General features: G+C 61.0%; 19 protein-coding genes. 13 read left to right on the forward strand and 6 right to left on the reverse strand.

The features are described from left to right. Nucleotides 1-103: 103 nt before the first annotated feature. The 4 genes from fliG to motA form a co-directional block, all read right to left on the reverse strand. The gene (fliG, locus tag J2857_RS13305; RefSeq protein WP_037087096.1) at nucleotides 104-1,156 is read right to left on the reverse strand and encodes a flagellar motor switch protein FliG; all 1,053 of its coding nucleotides are present in this window, start codon (nucleotides 1,154-1,156) and stop codon (nucleotides 104-106) included. 28 nt (nucleotides 1,157-1,184) lie between these two features. Beyond that, nucleotides 1,185-1,787 (reverse strand): flagellar motor switch protein FliN, encoded by a 603-nt coding sequence (gene fliN / locus J2857_RS13310; protein WP_210010627.1) that lies wholly within the window; start codon nucleotides 1,785-1,787, stop codon nucleotides 1,185-1,187. A gap of 74 nt (nucleotides 1,788-1,861) precedes the next feature. Then, nucleotides 1,862-2,815, reverse strand: a complete 954-nt coding sequence (locus tag J2857_RS13315; protein WP_210011670.1) for a FliM/FliN family flagellar motor switch protein — start codon at nucleotides 2,813-2,815, stop codon at nucleotides 1,862-1,864. After that, nucleotides 2,815-3,684: a flagellar motor stator protein MotA gene (motA, locus tag J2857_RS13320; RefSeq protein WP_210010628.1), complete on the reverse strand. Its 870-nt coding sequence runs from the start codon at nucleotides 3,682-3,684 to the stop codon at nucleotides 2,815-2,817. The genes J2857_RS13315 and motA overlap by 1 nt, the downstream gene beginning before the upstream one ends. A 200-nt stretch (nucleotides 3,685-3,884) precedes the next feature. Between motA and J2857_RS13325 the strand changes: the two genes are divergently transcribed. From J2857_RS13325 to J2857_RS13385, 13 genes are read left to right on the forward strand one after another with little or no spacing between them, the layout of a single operon-like run. Then, on the forward strand, nucleotides 3,885-4,664 hold the full coding sequence (locus tag J2857_RS13325; RefSeq protein ID WP_210010629.1) for a DUF1217 domain-containing protein: 780 nt from the start codon (nucleotides 3,885-3,887) through the stop codon (nucleotides 4,662-4,664). A 1-nt stretch (nucleotide 4,665) separates the two neighbouring features. After that, the gene (gene flgF, locus J2857_RS13330) at nucleotides 4,666-5,403 is read left to right on the forward strand and encodes a flagellar basal-body rod protein FlgF (protein ID WP_037087090.1); all 738 of its coding nucleotides are present in this window, start codon (nucleotides 4,666-4,668) and stop codon (nucleotides 5,401-5,403) included. A 22-nt stretch (nucleotides 5,404-5,425) separates the two neighbouring features. Continuing rightward, on the forward strand, nucleotides 5,426-6,823 hold the full coding sequence (gene fliI / locus J2857_RS13335) for a flagellar protein export ATPase FliI (RefSeq protein ID WP_210010630.1): 1,398 nt from the start codon (nucleotides 5,426-5,428) through the stop codon (nucleotides 6,821-6,823). A gap of 7 nt (nucleotides 6,824-6,830) precedes the next feature. Continuing rightward, nucleotides 6,831-7,397 (forward strand): hypothetical protein, encoded by a 567-nt coding sequence (locus tag J2857_RS13340; RefSeq protein ID WP_037087088.1) that lies wholly within the window; start codon nucleotides 6,831-6,833, stop codon nucleotides 7,395-7,397. A 53-nt stretch (nucleotides 7,398-7,450) separates the two neighbouring features. Next, the gene (gene flgB / locus J2857_RS13345) at nucleotides 7,451-7,837 is read left to right on the forward strand and encodes a flagellar basal body rod protein FlgB (protein ID WP_046630686.1); all 387 of its coding nucleotides are present in this window, start codon (nucleotides 7,451-7,453) and stop codon (nucleotides 7,835-7,837) included. A gap of 4 nt (nucleotides 7,838-7,841) precedes the next feature. Next, a complete protein-coding gene (flgC, locus tag J2857_RS13350) occupies nucleotides 7,842-8,261 on the forward strand; it encodes a flagellar basal body rod protein FlgC (RefSeq protein ID WP_210010631.1) in 420 nt (139 codons plus the stop codon). Continuing rightward, nucleotides 8,258-8,596 carry a flagellar hook-basal body complex protein FliE gene (locus J2857_RS13355; protein WP_210010632.1) on the forward strand — a complete coding sequence of 113 codons (339 nt, stop codon included), beginning with the start codon at nucleotides 8,258-8,260 and terminating at the stop codon, nucleotides 8,594-8,596. Before flgC ends, J2857_RS13355 begins: the two co-directional genes overlap by 4 nt. 17 nt (nucleotides 8,597-8,613) lie before the next feature. After that, nucleotides 8,614-9,402, forward strand: coding sequence for a flagellar basal-body rod protein FlgG (flgG, locus tag J2857_RS13360; protein ID WP_037087082.1), 789 nt, complete (start codon nucleotides 8,614-8,616; stop codon nucleotides 9,400-9,402). Nucleotides 9,403-9,422: 20 nt separating this feature from the next. Then, nucleotides 9,423-9,905, forward strand: a complete 483-nt coding sequence (flgA, locus tag J2857_RS13365; protein ID WP_210010633.1) for a flagellar basal body P-ring formation chaperone FlgA — start codon at nucleotides 9,423-9,425, stop codon at nucleotides 9,903-9,905. Continuing rightward, a complete protein-coding gene (locus J2857_RS13370; protein ID WP_210010634.1) occupies nucleotides 9,902-11,032 on the forward strand; it encodes a flagellar basal body P-ring protein FlgI in 1,131 nt (376 codons plus the stop codon). The genes flgA and J2857_RS13370 overlap by 4 nt, the downstream gene beginning before the upstream one ends. Continuing rightward, nucleotides 11,029-11,589 carry a MotE family protein gene (locus J2857_RS13375; protein ID WP_210010635.1) on the forward strand — a complete coding sequence of 187 codons (561 nt, stop codon included), beginning with the start codon at nucleotides 11,029-11,031 and terminating at the stop codon, nucleotides 11,587-11,589. The genes J2857_RS13370 and J2857_RS13375 overlap by 4 nt, the downstream gene beginning before the upstream one ends. Beyond that, a complete protein-coding gene (gene flgH, locus J2857_RS13380; protein ID WP_037087079.1) occupies nucleotides 11,586-12,305 on the forward strand; it encodes a flagellar basal body L-ring protein FlgH in 720 nt (239 codons plus the stop codon). Before J2857_RS13375 ends, flgH begins: the two co-directional genes overlap by 4 nt. A 42-nt stretch (nucleotides 12,306-12,347) precedes the next feature. After that, a complete protein-coding gene (locus tag J2857_RS13385) occupies nucleotides 12,348-12,869 on the forward strand; it encodes a flagellar basal body-associated FliL family protein (protein WP_210010636.1) in 522 nt (173 codons plus the stop codon). Nucleotides 12,870-12,988: 119 nt separating this feature from the next. Here J2857_RS13385 and J2857_RS13390 read toward each other — a convergent pair whose 3' ends face one another. Next, complete coding sequence (locus J2857_RS13390; RefSeq protein WP_037087076.1) at nucleotides 12,989-13,759, reverse strand: cephalosporin hydroxylase family protein; 771 nt, start codon at nucleotides 13,757-13,759, stop codon at nucleotides 12,989-12,991. Continuing rightward, on the reverse strand, nucleotides 13,752-14,813 hold the full coding sequence (locus J2857_RS13395; RefSeq protein ID WP_210010637.1) for a class I SAM-dependent methyltransferase: 1,062 nt from the start codon (nucleotides 14,811-14,813) through the stop codon (nucleotides 13,752-13,754). Before J2857_RS13395 ends, J2857_RS13390 begins: the two co-directional genes overlap by 8 nt.

Raw genomic sequence — 14,813 nt, forward strand, 5'->3', positions numbered from 1 at the left:
AAGACTGTGGGTGGCCGGAAAATATCGGCGAAGGGCTGGCCGAAACGAAAACGGAGCGGGGAATTCCCCGCTCCGTTTCCTTCGTGGCGCTTCGATCGGCAGGTCAGGCGGCTTCGGCCGGCTTGTCGCCTTCCTTCTTTTCTTCCTTGAGCATGATCTGGCCCGAATTGGCGAGCCGGATCGCTTCCTGTGCGATAGCGCGGCGGGCAATCGCCACTTCGCGCGGATTGAGGTTCATGTTCTGAACCGCCAGATCGCTTTCGATCATGCGGCGCTGGCGCGGGCTGATCGCCGCGAGAACACATTCCTTGATCTCGTTGGTCGCACCGCGCAGCGCCATCGTGAGAATGTCCCCTGCGACGTCGTTGAGCAGCATGACACGGCTGCGCTGCGGCATATAGAGCAGGTCTTCGAAGAGGAAGATCTTCGGGCGGACCTTGTTGACGGAGTCTTTGCTGATCGTCTCGAGCGAGTTGAGCAGGGTATCGACCTGGCTCTTTTCGAGCTCGTTCATCAGCTCGGCGACCTTGTTCGAGCCGTTCGAGTTGCGTTCGGCTTCGATTGCCGCGATCAGTTCCATCACCCGGTTCTCGATGATCTGCGCTGCCTTGGGGCTGACTTCCTTCATGTTGACGGCGCGGTTCATGATGTCGGCGCGGCGGCTGTCGGGAAGCTGGAGAAGGACCTTGGCGCCAAAGATCGACGGCATCTGCGAAAGAATGTAGGCGACTGTCTGAGGATGTTCGCGCGACAGGAATTTGCCCACGAATGCCGGATCGGCATCCTGCAGGCGGTCCCAGATATTGGCCTGATAGTCGTCGAACGCGGCCCGGCGGCCGAGCAGCCCGTCTACTTCCTCTGGCGTCAGGCCCGCTTCGAGAATGCCCTCGATCGCCGCGGCATTGTCCATGAGGCCGGTGCCCTCGGTGAACAGATCCTCAAACTCGTTGACGAGTTCGAGGAGTTCGTCCGGGGGGATGGCGCGCAGGCTCTGGGCACAGGCGATGATATTCTGCAGCTCGGCCTGGGTGAAATACTTGAGAAGCTTGCCAGCGACGCCCTTGCCCATGGCCAAAAGCACTGCCGCGGCCTTTTCGGCCTTGGACAACGGTTTCGTAGAGAGGGCGCTGCCACCGAAATCCTCAAAGTCCATCATGGTCTTCCTTCTCTGTCCCAAACAGGGATCAGGTTCTTCTCGTGCTCAGTACTTCCGTCAGTCGCACGCCGAAACGCGTGTCGTCGTTTTCCAGTACCGTGATTTCACCCTTGCCGATGCGGCGTCCGTTGACCACGATTTCAACCGGCTCGCCGATCTTCTTGTCGAGTGCGATCGTCGCACCCTCCTCGAGGGTCATCAGGCCCGACACCTGCATGCGGCTCGTACCGAGCACGATCTCGACGTCGATCGGGATGTCCATGATCAGGTCGAGATTGGCGTTGAGCGCGCTGCCCGGTTCCTGGTAGGCGGCGCTGCTGGATGTCGAGCTGCCGAAATCGTTGCCGCCGAAGCTTTTTGCTCCGCCAAGGCCCGAGGCACCGCCACCGAAGCCACCGCCGCTGCCGAATGTATCGGCCTGTGCTTCGAAGCCGCCGCCAAAGGACGGGGCGTCGGCCGAAAAGTCGGAGGTTGCGGACGAGCCGAAATCGGCATCGAAATCGGGTGCGCCGCCGTCGGCATCCGTCTTCAAGACGCCGCGCAAATCGTCGATGGCCTGATCCAGATCGGCATCATTGCCGAGCGGCATCAGCGAGTCGTCATCGGTGAGAGGTGTCTTCTTCGTAGCCATGCGGTGATTATTCCTGTTGAAACTTGCGTCAGCCTGCCTTGGCGAAAAAAGCCGGCAACAGGCTGGCCGCGGATCTAGCCTATCAGGTGTTGGAGAATCTCGTCGTCCGTGCTGATGTTATCCTTTACGCGGACTGTATACCGCTCGCCGGACCGCCCGAATTCGCACGAATACATGTCGCGGCCGTTCGCGCTGACCTGAACCTGGACATCGCGCTTGTCCTGGAAAGCGATCACGTCGCCGGCCGCGAGCCGCGAGATCGTGCCGAGCGTCAGCTTCTGCAGCCGGATGCGCGCCTCGAGGGTCACATGCGAGCGGCGGACCTGATCGTTCATGCGGTCCGTCCAGTCTTGCTTGGCCTTGGAGGCCTGAGCCTTCGACTTCGGCGCGGTGACTTTGGTCTTCAGGAAGGCGCGTTGGGGGATGACGAGCGCAAATTCGGAGGCGACCGAACCGAGTTCGAAAGCCATGCGGATGGAGACGCCGAATTCCGGGCGCACCAGATCGTCCGGCTTCGGGCGGTCTTCAGCGTTATGGGGCCGTTCGAGGCTTGCTTCGAAGCTCCCCTGGGCGTTGACGCCCGAGCGCAACACATTGGCGATCCGCTCGAAGACCACGACGGCGAGGTCGAGTTCGATATCCGAAAGGGGCCGTTCGATCGGCTGTGCGATCGTCTCGAGCGCGGAGCCCAGCATCAGTTCCATGAGCGCAATCACGAAACCATTGCCGCAAGCGAGCACGAAGTTCGGCGACCAGTTGCGCAGGGATCCGTCTGAAAGGGCAAACCCATCGCCGAGATCGGCGATGAGATCCGTCATGAGGCCGGACGTACAGCTCACATAGGAGACGCCGATCCGGATGCCTGTTTCACTGTGAAAAACATCCGGCAGGAATTCCGCATAGAGTTGCGCGAATTCGCTGCTGATCTTCTCGACGGTCTTCTTGTCGCCGAGACCTCCGGTCAGTTTTGCCAGGAGCGCCAGGTCCATGCCCGGCGCCGGTGATTGGTTTGCTTGGTTCGACGTCATCATGCCGCCTTTTCTCCACCAGGATTCATCATTTCCTGCTCGACTGAGTCGATTGAGGGCCGTTCTTTGTTGGAAATCGTCTTGCGTCCGTATTCGAGCGCGACCTGCGGCACGGAGCCGTTCATGTAGGCAAGCAGGGTCTGCTTGACGATGATATACAGGCGATGCTGCTTGGTGCGGACGATCTTGATCTGCGAGGTCAGCGGGTTGCAGACCGAATAGGAGAGGAAGATGCCGAGCATGGTGCCGACAAGAGCCGCACCGATGAGGCCGCCGAGAACTTCCGGCGATTCGTTGATCTTGCCCATCGCCTTGATAACCCCGAGGACGGCGGCGACGATGCCGATGGCCGGGAAGGAATCTCCCATCGCGGTGATCGCGTGATAGGGCTTCATCTTGTCGGCGAACATGGTGCTGATTTCTTCGTCCATCAGCGCCTCGATTTCGTGGGAGCGGGCATTGCCGATGATGATGAGGCGCACGTAGTCGCAGATGAAGGCCGTCAGTTCCTTGTTCTTCAGGACCGTCGGAGCGGTCTGGAAGATCGGCGATTCCTCCGGGTTGTCGATATGCGCTTCGATTTCGTTGCGTGACTTGGTTCTGAGGTCGCGCATCAGCGAATAAAGTACGCCGAGAACGTCGAGATAGTTGCGCTCTTTCGGCACCGCGTTCTTGAAGGCTTCTCCGAGCGCCTTGCCGCTGTCCTTCACGACTTTCATCGGGTTGGCCATGATAAAGCCGCCGAGACCGGCGCCGCCGATGATCATCAGTTCGAAGGGCTGGATGAGAACGTTGATATGGCCGCCCATGGCCATGAAGCCGCCGAGAATACAGCCAACGGTGATGACAAAGCCGATAATAATATTCATCGCGTACCTGTGCCCGATCGTTTTCGTTTGTCTTGGGGATAAGGCGTCTGGCTTGCGTGAGGCTGGCTGTTGAGACGCCAATGAAAGCAGGTCCGGAACAGCTTCGCACAAGTCTTCGGGCCTAGTTCTGCCGACGATCGGACCGGATTGCCCGCTCCGCAGCGACGTCCGCCGCTTCCGCGGACTTAGGTAGAGCTATCGTGATCACGACCTATACCAGCTACGCAATGATCAGCCGTGACATGTCGAAGTCGCTGGAGCGCGTCGCCGAAAAGCCGGAAGTTGCGCGCGAGAGTGAATATTATCTCTCCAAGATCGGCAGCATCAAAACCGTCGACGACTTCATGGCCGATACACGCGTCTATAATTACGCGCTGAAGGCTCACGGTCTCGAGGACATGGCTTATGCCAAGGCATTCATCCGCAAGGTCCTGACGGAAGGCACCGATAGCAAGGCGGATTTCGCCAACCAGCTCTCCGACAGCCGTTATGCGCAGCTCGCCGAATCCCTGAATTTTGCCGCCTTCGGCACCACCGCCACCTCCTTCGACAAGGCCCAGAAGGGCGTCGTCGACAAGTTCCAGCGCCAGACGCTGGAAGAGGATGCGGGTGCCGACAACATGGGCGTCCGGCTGGCGCTTTATTTCGAGCGCACCGCCCCGACGATCAAATCCGGCATGGAAGTTCTCGCCGACGACGCGCTTTCGGAAGTCATGCGGACGGCGCTTGGCATGTCGGCCGATATGATCGGCGCCGACCTCGACCGTCAGGCCAAGTACATCGAAGACACGGTCAAGATCGCGGATTTCCAGGACCCGGACAAGGTCAACAAGTTTCTCGAGCGGTTCACGGCCATGTGGGAGATCAGCAATCCCACCGACAGCTACGATCCGCTCGCCGTCTTCAATTCCCCATCGTCGAGCGGAATTTCCACGGATCTTCTGATCTCGATCAATAACCTGAAACTCGGAGGCAAATGATATGCAGTCCGGACTTTACGTCGGCATCTCTTCCCAGATCGCGCTCGAGCGTCGCTTGAACACGATCGCCGACAATATGGCCAACATGAACACCGTCGGCTTCCGTTCCACGGAGGTCAAGTTCGACGAGGTCCTGAGCAAGACCCAGAACGATATCGGTGCAAAGGTCGCCTTCGTCACCCAGGGCAACGACTACCTGTCGACCCGTACCGGTGAAATGCAGCGCACGGGCAACCCGCTGGACTTCGCCATCAAGGGCAATGCCTGGTTCGCGATCGATACGCCGGCCGGCCAGGTGCTGACCCGCGACGGCCGCTTCACGATGGACGAGCTCGGCCAGCTCCGCTCGATCCGCGGTTATGCGGTTCTCGATGCCGGTGGTGCTCCGATCCAGCTCAACCGCGACGGCGGCCCTCCGACTGTCGGCTCCGACGGTATCATCCGGCAGAACGAACAGCCGGTCGCCAGCCTCGGTCTGTTCACGGCTGACGTCACAAAGGGCTTCGTCCGCCACGACAACTCCGGCGTCATCACCGTCGATACCCCGCAGCCGGTGCTCGAGGGCATCGAGAACTCCGTCGTTCAGGGTTACCTCGAAGGGGCCAACGTCAACGGCATCCGCGAAATGACCCAGCTGATCCAGGTCAATCGCGCTTTCGAAAGCATCTCGTCGCTGATGCGAGACAGCGAGACCTCGCTGGACGATGCGATCAAGACACTTGGCGGCTCCAACGCGTAAACGATAGGAAAGAGGGCCCACCATGATGGAAGCGGCTATCCTCGATGCAGTCAACGGCGGCAAGCTGGCCCAGCTTGCGGGTCTTTCGGCGCGCTATGCCGATCCGGCCTTCTCGGTCGCCCACGGTGGTCATGTCAGGACCATCGCTGCAGGACATTATACCGTCGCGGGCTTGTCGAAACACGTGCGGCTTGGTGAATTCGTCGCCCATCGCAGCGCGACCGGCATCCATCTCGGCGAAGTGGTCCGCGTCGAGCCGGATATCATCTACGTCTGCCCCATCGAACCCGGCGAGCCGATCGGCATCGGCGATACGGTGATCCGCAAGGGCGCCTTCCGTGTCGCGCCGGACAATAGCTGGTGTGGACGTACGATCAATTCGCTCGGAGAGCCGATCGACGGCAAGGGTCCGGTCGGGCGCGGCCTTCATCCGCGTTCGATCGCCAATACCGCTCCGCCTTCGATGACACGCAGCCGCGTCGAAAAGGGTTTCAGGACCGGGGTCCGGGCGATCGACATCTTCTCGCCGCTCTGCCTCGGCCAGCGTCTCGGTATTTTCGCTGGCTCGGGCGTCGGCAAGTCGACGCTTCTCTCGATGCTCGCCAGAGCCGACTCCTTCGACAAGGTGGTGATCGCGCTGGTCGGCGAACGCGGCCGCGAAGTGCGCGAATTCATCGAGGATACGCTCGGCGAGCACATGTCGAAATCGATCGCCGTCGTTGCGACCAGCGACGAAAGCCCGATGCTGCGCAAGATGGCCCCGCTGGTGGCGATCACCATCGCCGAACATTTCCGCGACCAGGGCGACAATGTCCTGTTCATCGCCGACAGCGTCACCCGTTTTGCCCATGCGATTCGCGAGGTCGCCGTTGCTGCTGGCGAACCGCCGATCGCCCGCGGTTATCCGGCGTCCGTCTTCACCGAGTTGCCGCGCCTGCTTGAGCGCGCCGGCCCGGGCGTCGAAGGAACGGGTACGATCACCGCGATCATCTCGATCCTCGTCGATGGCGACAACCACAACGACCCGATCGCCGACTCGACCCGCGGCATTCTCGACGGTCACATCGTTCTCGAGCGTTCGCTTGCCGAAGAAGGCCGTTATCCGCCGATCAACCCGCTCTCCTCGATCTCGCGTCTTGCCCGCAAGGCCTGGACCGAGGATCAGGAAAAGCTGGTATCGCGCCTGAAATCGCTGGTGCACCGCTATGAGGAGACCCGCGACCTGCGCCTGATCGGTGGTTATCGCGCCGGCAGCGATCCGGATCTCGACATGGCGATCAAGCAGGTGCCGGTCATCTACGAAGTCTTGAAGCAGACGCCGGGGGAAAAGCCGGCGCTCGACGCTTACGCGGATCTGGCCAATGCGCTGCGGGCGGCGGCAGGGCAGGGCAATCCGCAGTCGGCCATAGCCAGAAGGTGATTATTCGATGAGCGAAAAGAACAACCAGGAAGCGGCGGCTCAATCGGAAGAGGCTCGCTCGCGGTTGGGCGACAAGATCCTGGTCGCGACGGGCATCACCCTGGCCGCAGCCTCCGCCTTCTTTCCCTGGTACGTCTTCCTGAACGCCGACAAGTTCGGCATCCGGACGGAAGCGCTCGGCCGCACGCGCGATCTGCCCCCGGGCGCCGCCCGCTCGGTCGTCACCGTATCGCCTCTCGCCATGACGGACAGTTCCAAGGACGATTGGCCGAAGCCTGTCGAGCCGATGGATGCGCTGACCACGGCCACCACGTCGTCCCTCGGCGAAACGCGCAAGGACGCCAATCTGCAGGAAGAGCAGCCCTTTCCGGGCCGGGGCAATTTCCGGCTGCTTCACGTCGCCAACGGCCGCGCGCTCATCGAGGACGGCTCCGGCATGTATATGGTCCGAGTCGGCTCGGTTTTGCCGGACAACAGCAAGCTTGCCACGCTCGAACAACGCGGCGGCAAGTGGGTGATCATTACTTCCAGCGGAGAAGTTTATCAGGACACGGGCGGGAGTGCTCGCCCGTAAGTCCGACGCAAGGTTACTGGCATAGTTTCCGGACAGAAGATGGAGACAAGCCTATGCAACCGATTCAGTTGTTCGAAATGGCATCCCGTCAGGCCGATTGGCTTTCGGTGCGTCAGGAAGTTGTTGCGGGCAACATCGCCAATGCCAACACGCCGAAGTTCAAGGCGAAGGACATCACGCCTTTCGATTCGGTGCTGGACCGCACGCACGTTCCGATGGCCCGCACCAATCCGGCCCATTTCGCCAGCAACGACCTCAGCGATGAGATCGACATCAAGGCATCGGAGCTGAACGAGGAAATCGGTGTCCAGGAATCCGGGAATACCGTCTCGCTGGCCGATGAGCTGACGAAGACGGGTGAAATCAAACGCCAATACGAATTGAGCACAGGACTAGTGAAATCGTTTCACAGCATGATGCTGACGTTAGTTAAGAGGTAAGCAAATGGATCCGCTTTCAGCCTCCCTGAAGATCGCTGGATCGGGAATGGAGGCGCAATCGACACGTCTGCGCATCGTTTCCGAAAACATCGCCAACGCCCGCTCCACCGGCGACACGCCCGGTGCCGACCCCTACCGCCGCAAGACGATCACCTTCGGCTCCGAGTTGGACAAGGCAAGCGGCGTGGACGTGGTCGAGGTCAAGAAACTCGGCAACGACAGCTCCAAGTTCATCGAGGAATATGATCCGGACCACCCGGCCGCCGATGCCAAGGGCATGGTCAAGCTGCCCAACGTCAACATGCTGATCGAGATGGCCGACATGCGCGAAGCCAATCGTTCCTATGACGCAAACATCCAGACCATCAAGCAGACGCGCGAACTGATCGCAGCGACGATTGACCTTCTGAAGGCCGGACAATGATCGACAAGATTCAAAACCTTAGCTCTCTCTCGCTGACCAACGGCCTCGACGAGGTCGGTTCCGCAAGCAGCTCCATGCTCGCCGGCGGCATCGCGACGACGCCCGGCCAGAATACCGGCATGGATTTCGGCAGCGTCATGGCCAACATGGCGACGGACACGATGAACAGCCTGAAGGGCGCGGAATCGATGTCGTTCAAGGCCATCCAGGGCAAGGCCAATACCCGTGAAGTCGTAGATGCGGTTCTTGAAGCGCAGCAGTCGCTCCAGACCGCCATGGCGCTGCGCGACAAGATCGTCTCCGCCTATCTCGAAGTCACGAAAATGCAGATCTAGAGTTTGAGGACGAAGACATGAGAGCGCTTTCCGTCGCAGCAACGGGCATGGATGCCCAGCAGACCAATCTCGAAGTCATCGCGAACAATATCGCGAACATCAACACGACCGGTTACAAGCGCGCCCGCGCCGAGTTTTCCGATCTTCTCTATCAAAGCGAGCGTGCCCAGGGCGTGCCGAACCGCGCCAACCAGGCGATCGTGCCGGAAGGCGCCAACATCGGTCTCGGCGTGCAGACCTCGGCTGTCCGCAACATCCACACCCAGGGTGAGCTGACCCACACCGAGAACGATCTCGACGTGGCGATCGTCGGCCGCGGCTGGTATCAGATCCAGACCCCGGATGGCCAGACGCTCTACAGCCGCGCCGGCGCCTTCAACAAGAACGCCGACGGCCAGCTGGTCACGATCGACGGTTATGCGGTCGTGCCGAACATCACTTTCCCGGCAGATGTTAGCGAAACCAAGATCACCCGCACAGGCCAGGTCATGGTCCGCATCGGCAATTCCCCGGATTTCACCGAGATCGGCCAGCTCACCACCGCCAACTTCGTCAACGAGGCCGGCTTGCAGCCGCTCGGCGACAACCTGTTTGCGCAGACCGCCGCATCCGGCGAACCGATCGTGGCAGCTCCCGAGGATCCAGGCTTCGGTTATCTGAAGCAGGGCTATCTGGAGAGTTCGAACGTCGACGCCGTCCGGGAGATCACCGACCTGATCTCCGCGCAGCGCGCCTACGAAATGAATTCCAAGGTCATCACCACCGCCGATGAGATGGCTACGATCGTCAGCAAGAACCTGAAATAATAAACAGGAGACGGGCAGACATGAAGTTTCGCCGGAAAAATGCGATTGGCGCCAGGCTGGCCTTGCGGCTCCTGGCAGCTCTTCTCGCCGTAACGGGCTCGCCGGTCCTCGCCGGCATGGGGACGGCCGTTGTGCCGGTCCAGACCATTTATCCCGGCGAAGAGATCACCGAGGGCAGGGTCGAGGAGGTGCAGGTCACCAATCCGAATATCGGCGGCGACTATGCCCGCAGGACCGAGGAAGTCGTGGGCATGGTGGCAAAGCGCACGCTGCTGCCCGGCCGCACCGTCCCAGTTTCGGCGCTTCGCGAAGCCTTCGCGGTCACTCGCGGCAAGTCGGTTCGCCTGACTTTCACCATCGGCGCCATGACGATCTCGGCCTCCGGCGCGCCGCTTGAGAACGCGGCTGTCGGGGATGTCATTCGTGTGCGCAACATCGATTCGGGTGTCACGGTCAGCGGTACCGTCATGGCTGATGGGACGATCCAGGTGATGGCGAAATGAGAACCCGTCTCTTCCTTACGACGCTTGCCGTGATCGGCTCCCTCCTCGGTGGCACGCCGGCGTCCGCCGACGGTCCCTATGTCGTCACCGCCCGCATCAAGGACATCGCGTCCCTGCAGGCCGGCCGCGACAACCAGCTGATCGGCTATGGCCTTGTCGTCGGTCTTCAGGGCTCGGGCGACAGCCTGCGCTCGTCTCCCTTCACCGACCAGTCGATGAAGGCGATGCTGCAGAACCTCGGCATTTCGACCCAGGGCAGCCAGTCCAACGCCAAGAACGTCGCGGCCGTCATGGTCACGGCCAACCTGCCTCCCTTCGCCAGCCCCGGCAGCCGCATCGACGTCACGGTCAGCTCGCTCGGCGACGCGACCTCTCTGCGCGGCGGCACGCTGGTCATGACCTCGCTTTCCGGTGCCGACGGCCAGATCTACGCCGTGGCCCAGGGGGCGCTGGTCGTGTCCGGCTTCTCGGCCCAGGGCCAGGCGGCCACATTGACCGAAGGCGTGACGACGGCGGCCCGCGTTCCGAACGGCGCGATCGTCGAGCGGGAATTGCCGTCCAAGTTCAAGGACTCGGTGAACCTCGTCCTGCAGCTCCGCAATCCGGACTTCTCGACCGCGGTACGTGTCTCCGACATCGTCAACAGCTTCGCCGCCCGCCGGTACGGCGGTCCCATCGCAGAACCCCGCGACAGCCAGGAAGTGATCGTTCAAAAGCCGAAGTCCGCCGATCTGACGCGGCTGATGGCCGAGATCGAGAACCTCGTGGTCGAGACCGATACGCCGGCAAAGGTCGTCGTCAATGAGCGGACCGGCACGATCGTCATCGGCGCGGATGTGAAGATCTCGCGCGTTGCCGTGAGCTACGGCACGCTGACGGTGCAGGTCACGGAGACCCCGCAGGTGATCCAGCCCGAACCTTTCTCGCGCGGCGAGACGGCGGTTCAGCCGCAGACGGATATCATGGCGATGAAGGACGGCGGCCAGGTCGCGCTCCTCAACGGTCCGGATCTCAGGACCTTGGTCGCTGGTCTCAACAGCATCGGCGTCAAGCCGGACGGCATCATCGCCATCCTGCAAGGCATCAAGTCCGCCGGCGCCCTTCAAGCGGAGCTCGTCCTGCAATGACCGAGACGCTATTCACCATTTCCGTATCCAAGACGCTGGCACGCCGCGTCCTCGCCGCTGCTGCTGTCCTGACGCTGGTTTCACAGGTCGGAGCACAGCAGCCGCCGCCGGTCACCGAAGCGTCGACCAGCGACGAGATCCAGAAATTCTGCACCAATATCGCCGATGCCGCGCGCGATCAGCGTTATCTCCTGCAGAAGCAGGAGCTTGAAAAGCTGCAGGCGGATGTCGATACCCGCATCAAGGCCCTTCAGGATCGTACCGCCGAATACCAGGACTGGTTGAAGCGCCGCAACGACTTCCTGGCGCGGGCCCAGGCGGGCCTTGTCGACATCTTCAAAACGATGAAACCGGATGCGGCAGCACCGCAGCTCGGAGAAATGAACATGGAGGTCGCAGCCGCGATCATCATGCAGCTTCCGGCCCGCCAGTCGGCCCTTTTCCTCGCGGAAATGGACCCGCAGAAGGCCGGCATGATCTCGACGATCATCTCAAGCGCTTCCGACCCCAACACGTCGAAAGCACGCGCTCCCAATGTTCCGAAAGTGCCCTCATGACGAAACGCATTCCCGCCATCATGGCCGTTCTGTTCCTGGCTGGTTGTTCTAGCCAGACGATCAAAGAGATCGGCAATGCGCCGGCGATGAGCCCGATCGGCAGCGGCCTGCAATATGCGCAGGCGCCGCAGATGTCGTCCTATCCGAAGCAGCCGCGGCAGATGGCCAGCGGCTATTCGCTCTGGAGCGACAATCAGGCTGCGCTTTTCAAGGATTCGCGGGCTTTGAACGTCGGCGACATCCTGACGGTCGATATCAAGATCAACGACAAGGCGTCGTTCGACAACGAGACGGAACGCAACCGCACGAACTCCACCAGCCTGACCTGGGGTGCCAACCTCAGCAACCTATTCGGCTGGACTCCGAAAGCGGGCACTACCGGCGATCTCGGTACGGATTCGAGCACGGATTCGCAGGGCAAGGGAACGACCAAGCGTGCCGAAAGCCTGAAGCTGCTCGTGGCTGCCGTCGTGACCGGTATTCTCGAAAACGGCAATCTCCTGATCAGCGGCTCGCAGGAAGTGCGCGTCAACCACGAAATCCGCATTCTGAACGTCGCCGGTATCGTCCGGCCGCAGGATGTCGATTCCACCAATATGATCTCCTATGACAAGATCGCCGAAGCCCGCATCTCCTACGGCGGCCGCGGTCGCCTGACGGAAGTCCAGCAGCCGCCGGTCGGTCAGCAGGTCGTCGATATGTTCTCGCCCTTCTGACGGACCTGGGCGAAGGTCTCTTGATGTGAAGGTTTGAAGACCATGGCGGATGAAGCACAGGCGGCCGACGCCGCTAAGAACAAGAAGAGTGGCACCATCATGGTCATCGCGGGCGTCGCGATCCTGACCGTGATCGGCGCCGGCGGCGGCTGGGTCGTCGGTGGCATGATCGCTCCGAAGGATCCGGACGCGGCGCAGAAGCACGAGACGGCGGCAGCCGGCGGCGAACATGGCGAGGCCGGCAAGAAGGAAGAGGGGCTTCCCCATATTTCCACCGAGGCCAACGGCGTCGTTCTCCTCGAGCCGATCACCACCAATCTCGCCTATCCGTCCGAAAACTGGATCCGGCTCGAAGTGGCACTTGCCTTCAAGGGGCCGCCGGAACTGACACTCGCGGAAAATATCCACCAGGATATCCTCGCTTACATGCGCACCGTTTCGCTCCAGCAGATCGAGGGCCCGCGCGGCTTCCAGTATCTCAAGGACGATATCAAGGAACGCGTCGATCTTCGCTCGCAGGGCAAGGTCGCCAAGGTGATGTTCCGATCCTTCGTGATCGAATAGGGACGGATTTCAAAGACAACGCACGAAAAAAAGCGGCCCAAACGGCCGCTTTTTTGTTTGCTCGGGTCTCTGTCCGGTGGGGACCCTCTTCCGGTTCTCCGGGAAGAGGGTCCGTTCGTTCAGCGCAGGCGCTTCAGGAAGCCGTCCGGGGCGACGGTGATCAGCAGCTTGTTCTCGATCGACTTGTCGATCTCGAATTCCGGATGGGTCTTCAGATATTCGAAGACGGCCGTTTTCGGATTGTCGCCCGGTCCCCACGGACGATCACCGGCCAATTCCTTCGGCAGATCCTCGACAACGGTGTCGAAGACGACGCAATAGCTGCCGACGCTGGTAAGCGGGGCATAAAGCTTGAGTTCCTCGAGAACGTGTTCGTGCGTATGGTTGCTGTCGAGGCTGATCAGGATGCGCGAATAGCCGGCAGCGACCTTGCGGACCTGGTCCATGATCTCGGGCGCGATGCTGGAGCCCTGGATCATTTCGATCCGGGATGCCATCGGGTGGGCCTCAATCGCTGCCTTGTTGTGGGGCCGGATGTCGATGTCGATGCCGAGAACCTTGCGCTTCGGCTTGGCCGGATCGACGACCTCGCCCTTTTCAGCGGCTTCTGACAGTTCCAGCAGGGCCAACATCGAGGCGCTGAGGATGAGCGAGCCGCCATGGGCGATGCCGGTCTCGATGATCAGGTCGGGTTTTACCGTCCAGATCAGCTCCTGCATGGCGACCATGTCCTGCGGATACTGGATGATCGGCCGGCCGAGCCAGAAGTAGTTGTAGGAATATTGCGAGGCGATCGACGTGCGCATGAACTGCGCGGCGCTGTCGTTCAGCTCCTTGTTTCCAGGGACGGCCGCGACGCGGGCTTCAACTTCCTTGGTGAAATCACTCATTGTCGATCCCCACATAGGTGTAAGCGTTGTGAGACAGCATTCGAATTTCCTCGAGATAATTGGAGTTCATGACGTAGATGGTCGAGCCGTGGGGAAGTTTCGCCAGTGCGTGTTCCGGCGATTGCACCATCAGGCCGGTTGCCGGCAGGAATTTGCCTTGCTTGGCAGGATTGATGTCGATCACCATGTCGACCGGCTGCCCCTGGCGGGACTTCAGCAGCGAGAAGGTCACTCCCTTCGACGCGCCGCCCCAGATCGCAGAGCTGTCGCCGTCGGCGATTCGGTCGCCCAGCGTGCGGGTGAAGTCGGCGGGAAACGCGACGCGATCGGCTTCTTCGCGCACCGGTGGCCGCAGCGAGTCCAGTTCGGCCACCACATAGAGGTACTGCCCGCCGAAAATTCGACCGCTTTCGATGACATTGCCGAAGATCCGATGAAAGTCAGACAGGCGGAAATAATTGACGTGCTCGTAGAACACGTCGAACCAGGCGCGGTGTTCCATGATCCAGTCGAAGCAGGGCACTTCGATATAGATGCGGCCCTTGCCGCCGTTCGCCTTGCAGAGTTCGACGAGGAAATCGTACGGGTCCTGAATGTGCTCCAGCACGTGGCGAAGGATCAGCCCATCGCCCTGCACATCGACGCCGGCCTCGAAATAATGCCGCTTCACGCGCGGATTGGTACCCTCGTAGGTGGGATCGAAGCCGGTGAGGCCGAAACCCTTTTCGAGCAGCATCTCAAGGAAGAGGCCCTTGCCGCAGCCGACCTCGACCAGGTTCTCACGGCCCATCGTCCGCTCGACGATGCCGGCCACCATTTCCAGATGCTGGTGGAAGTGCCGGCTGACACCCTGTTCGTTGTTGTAATTGCCGTCGTAGTCCATGAGCTTCGGGTCGAACGCATCATTGTAGATGAGGCCCGTCTTCATGTCCTGTACCAGGCGTATGTCGCCCTTGGCGCAGCTTCTAGCTTCCGCCGCCGTGGGATAAACGCGGTTCTGGAAGGTCGGCAACTGCGGCTGTTCGTAAAGCAGCAGGGTATCTTTCGTCGTCAT

It is taken from the genome of Neorhizobium galegae, from assembly GCF_017877055.1.
Lineage (GTDB): Bacteria > Pseudomonadota > Alphaproteobacteria > Rhizobiales > Rhizobiaceae > Neorhizobium > Neorhizobium galegae_D.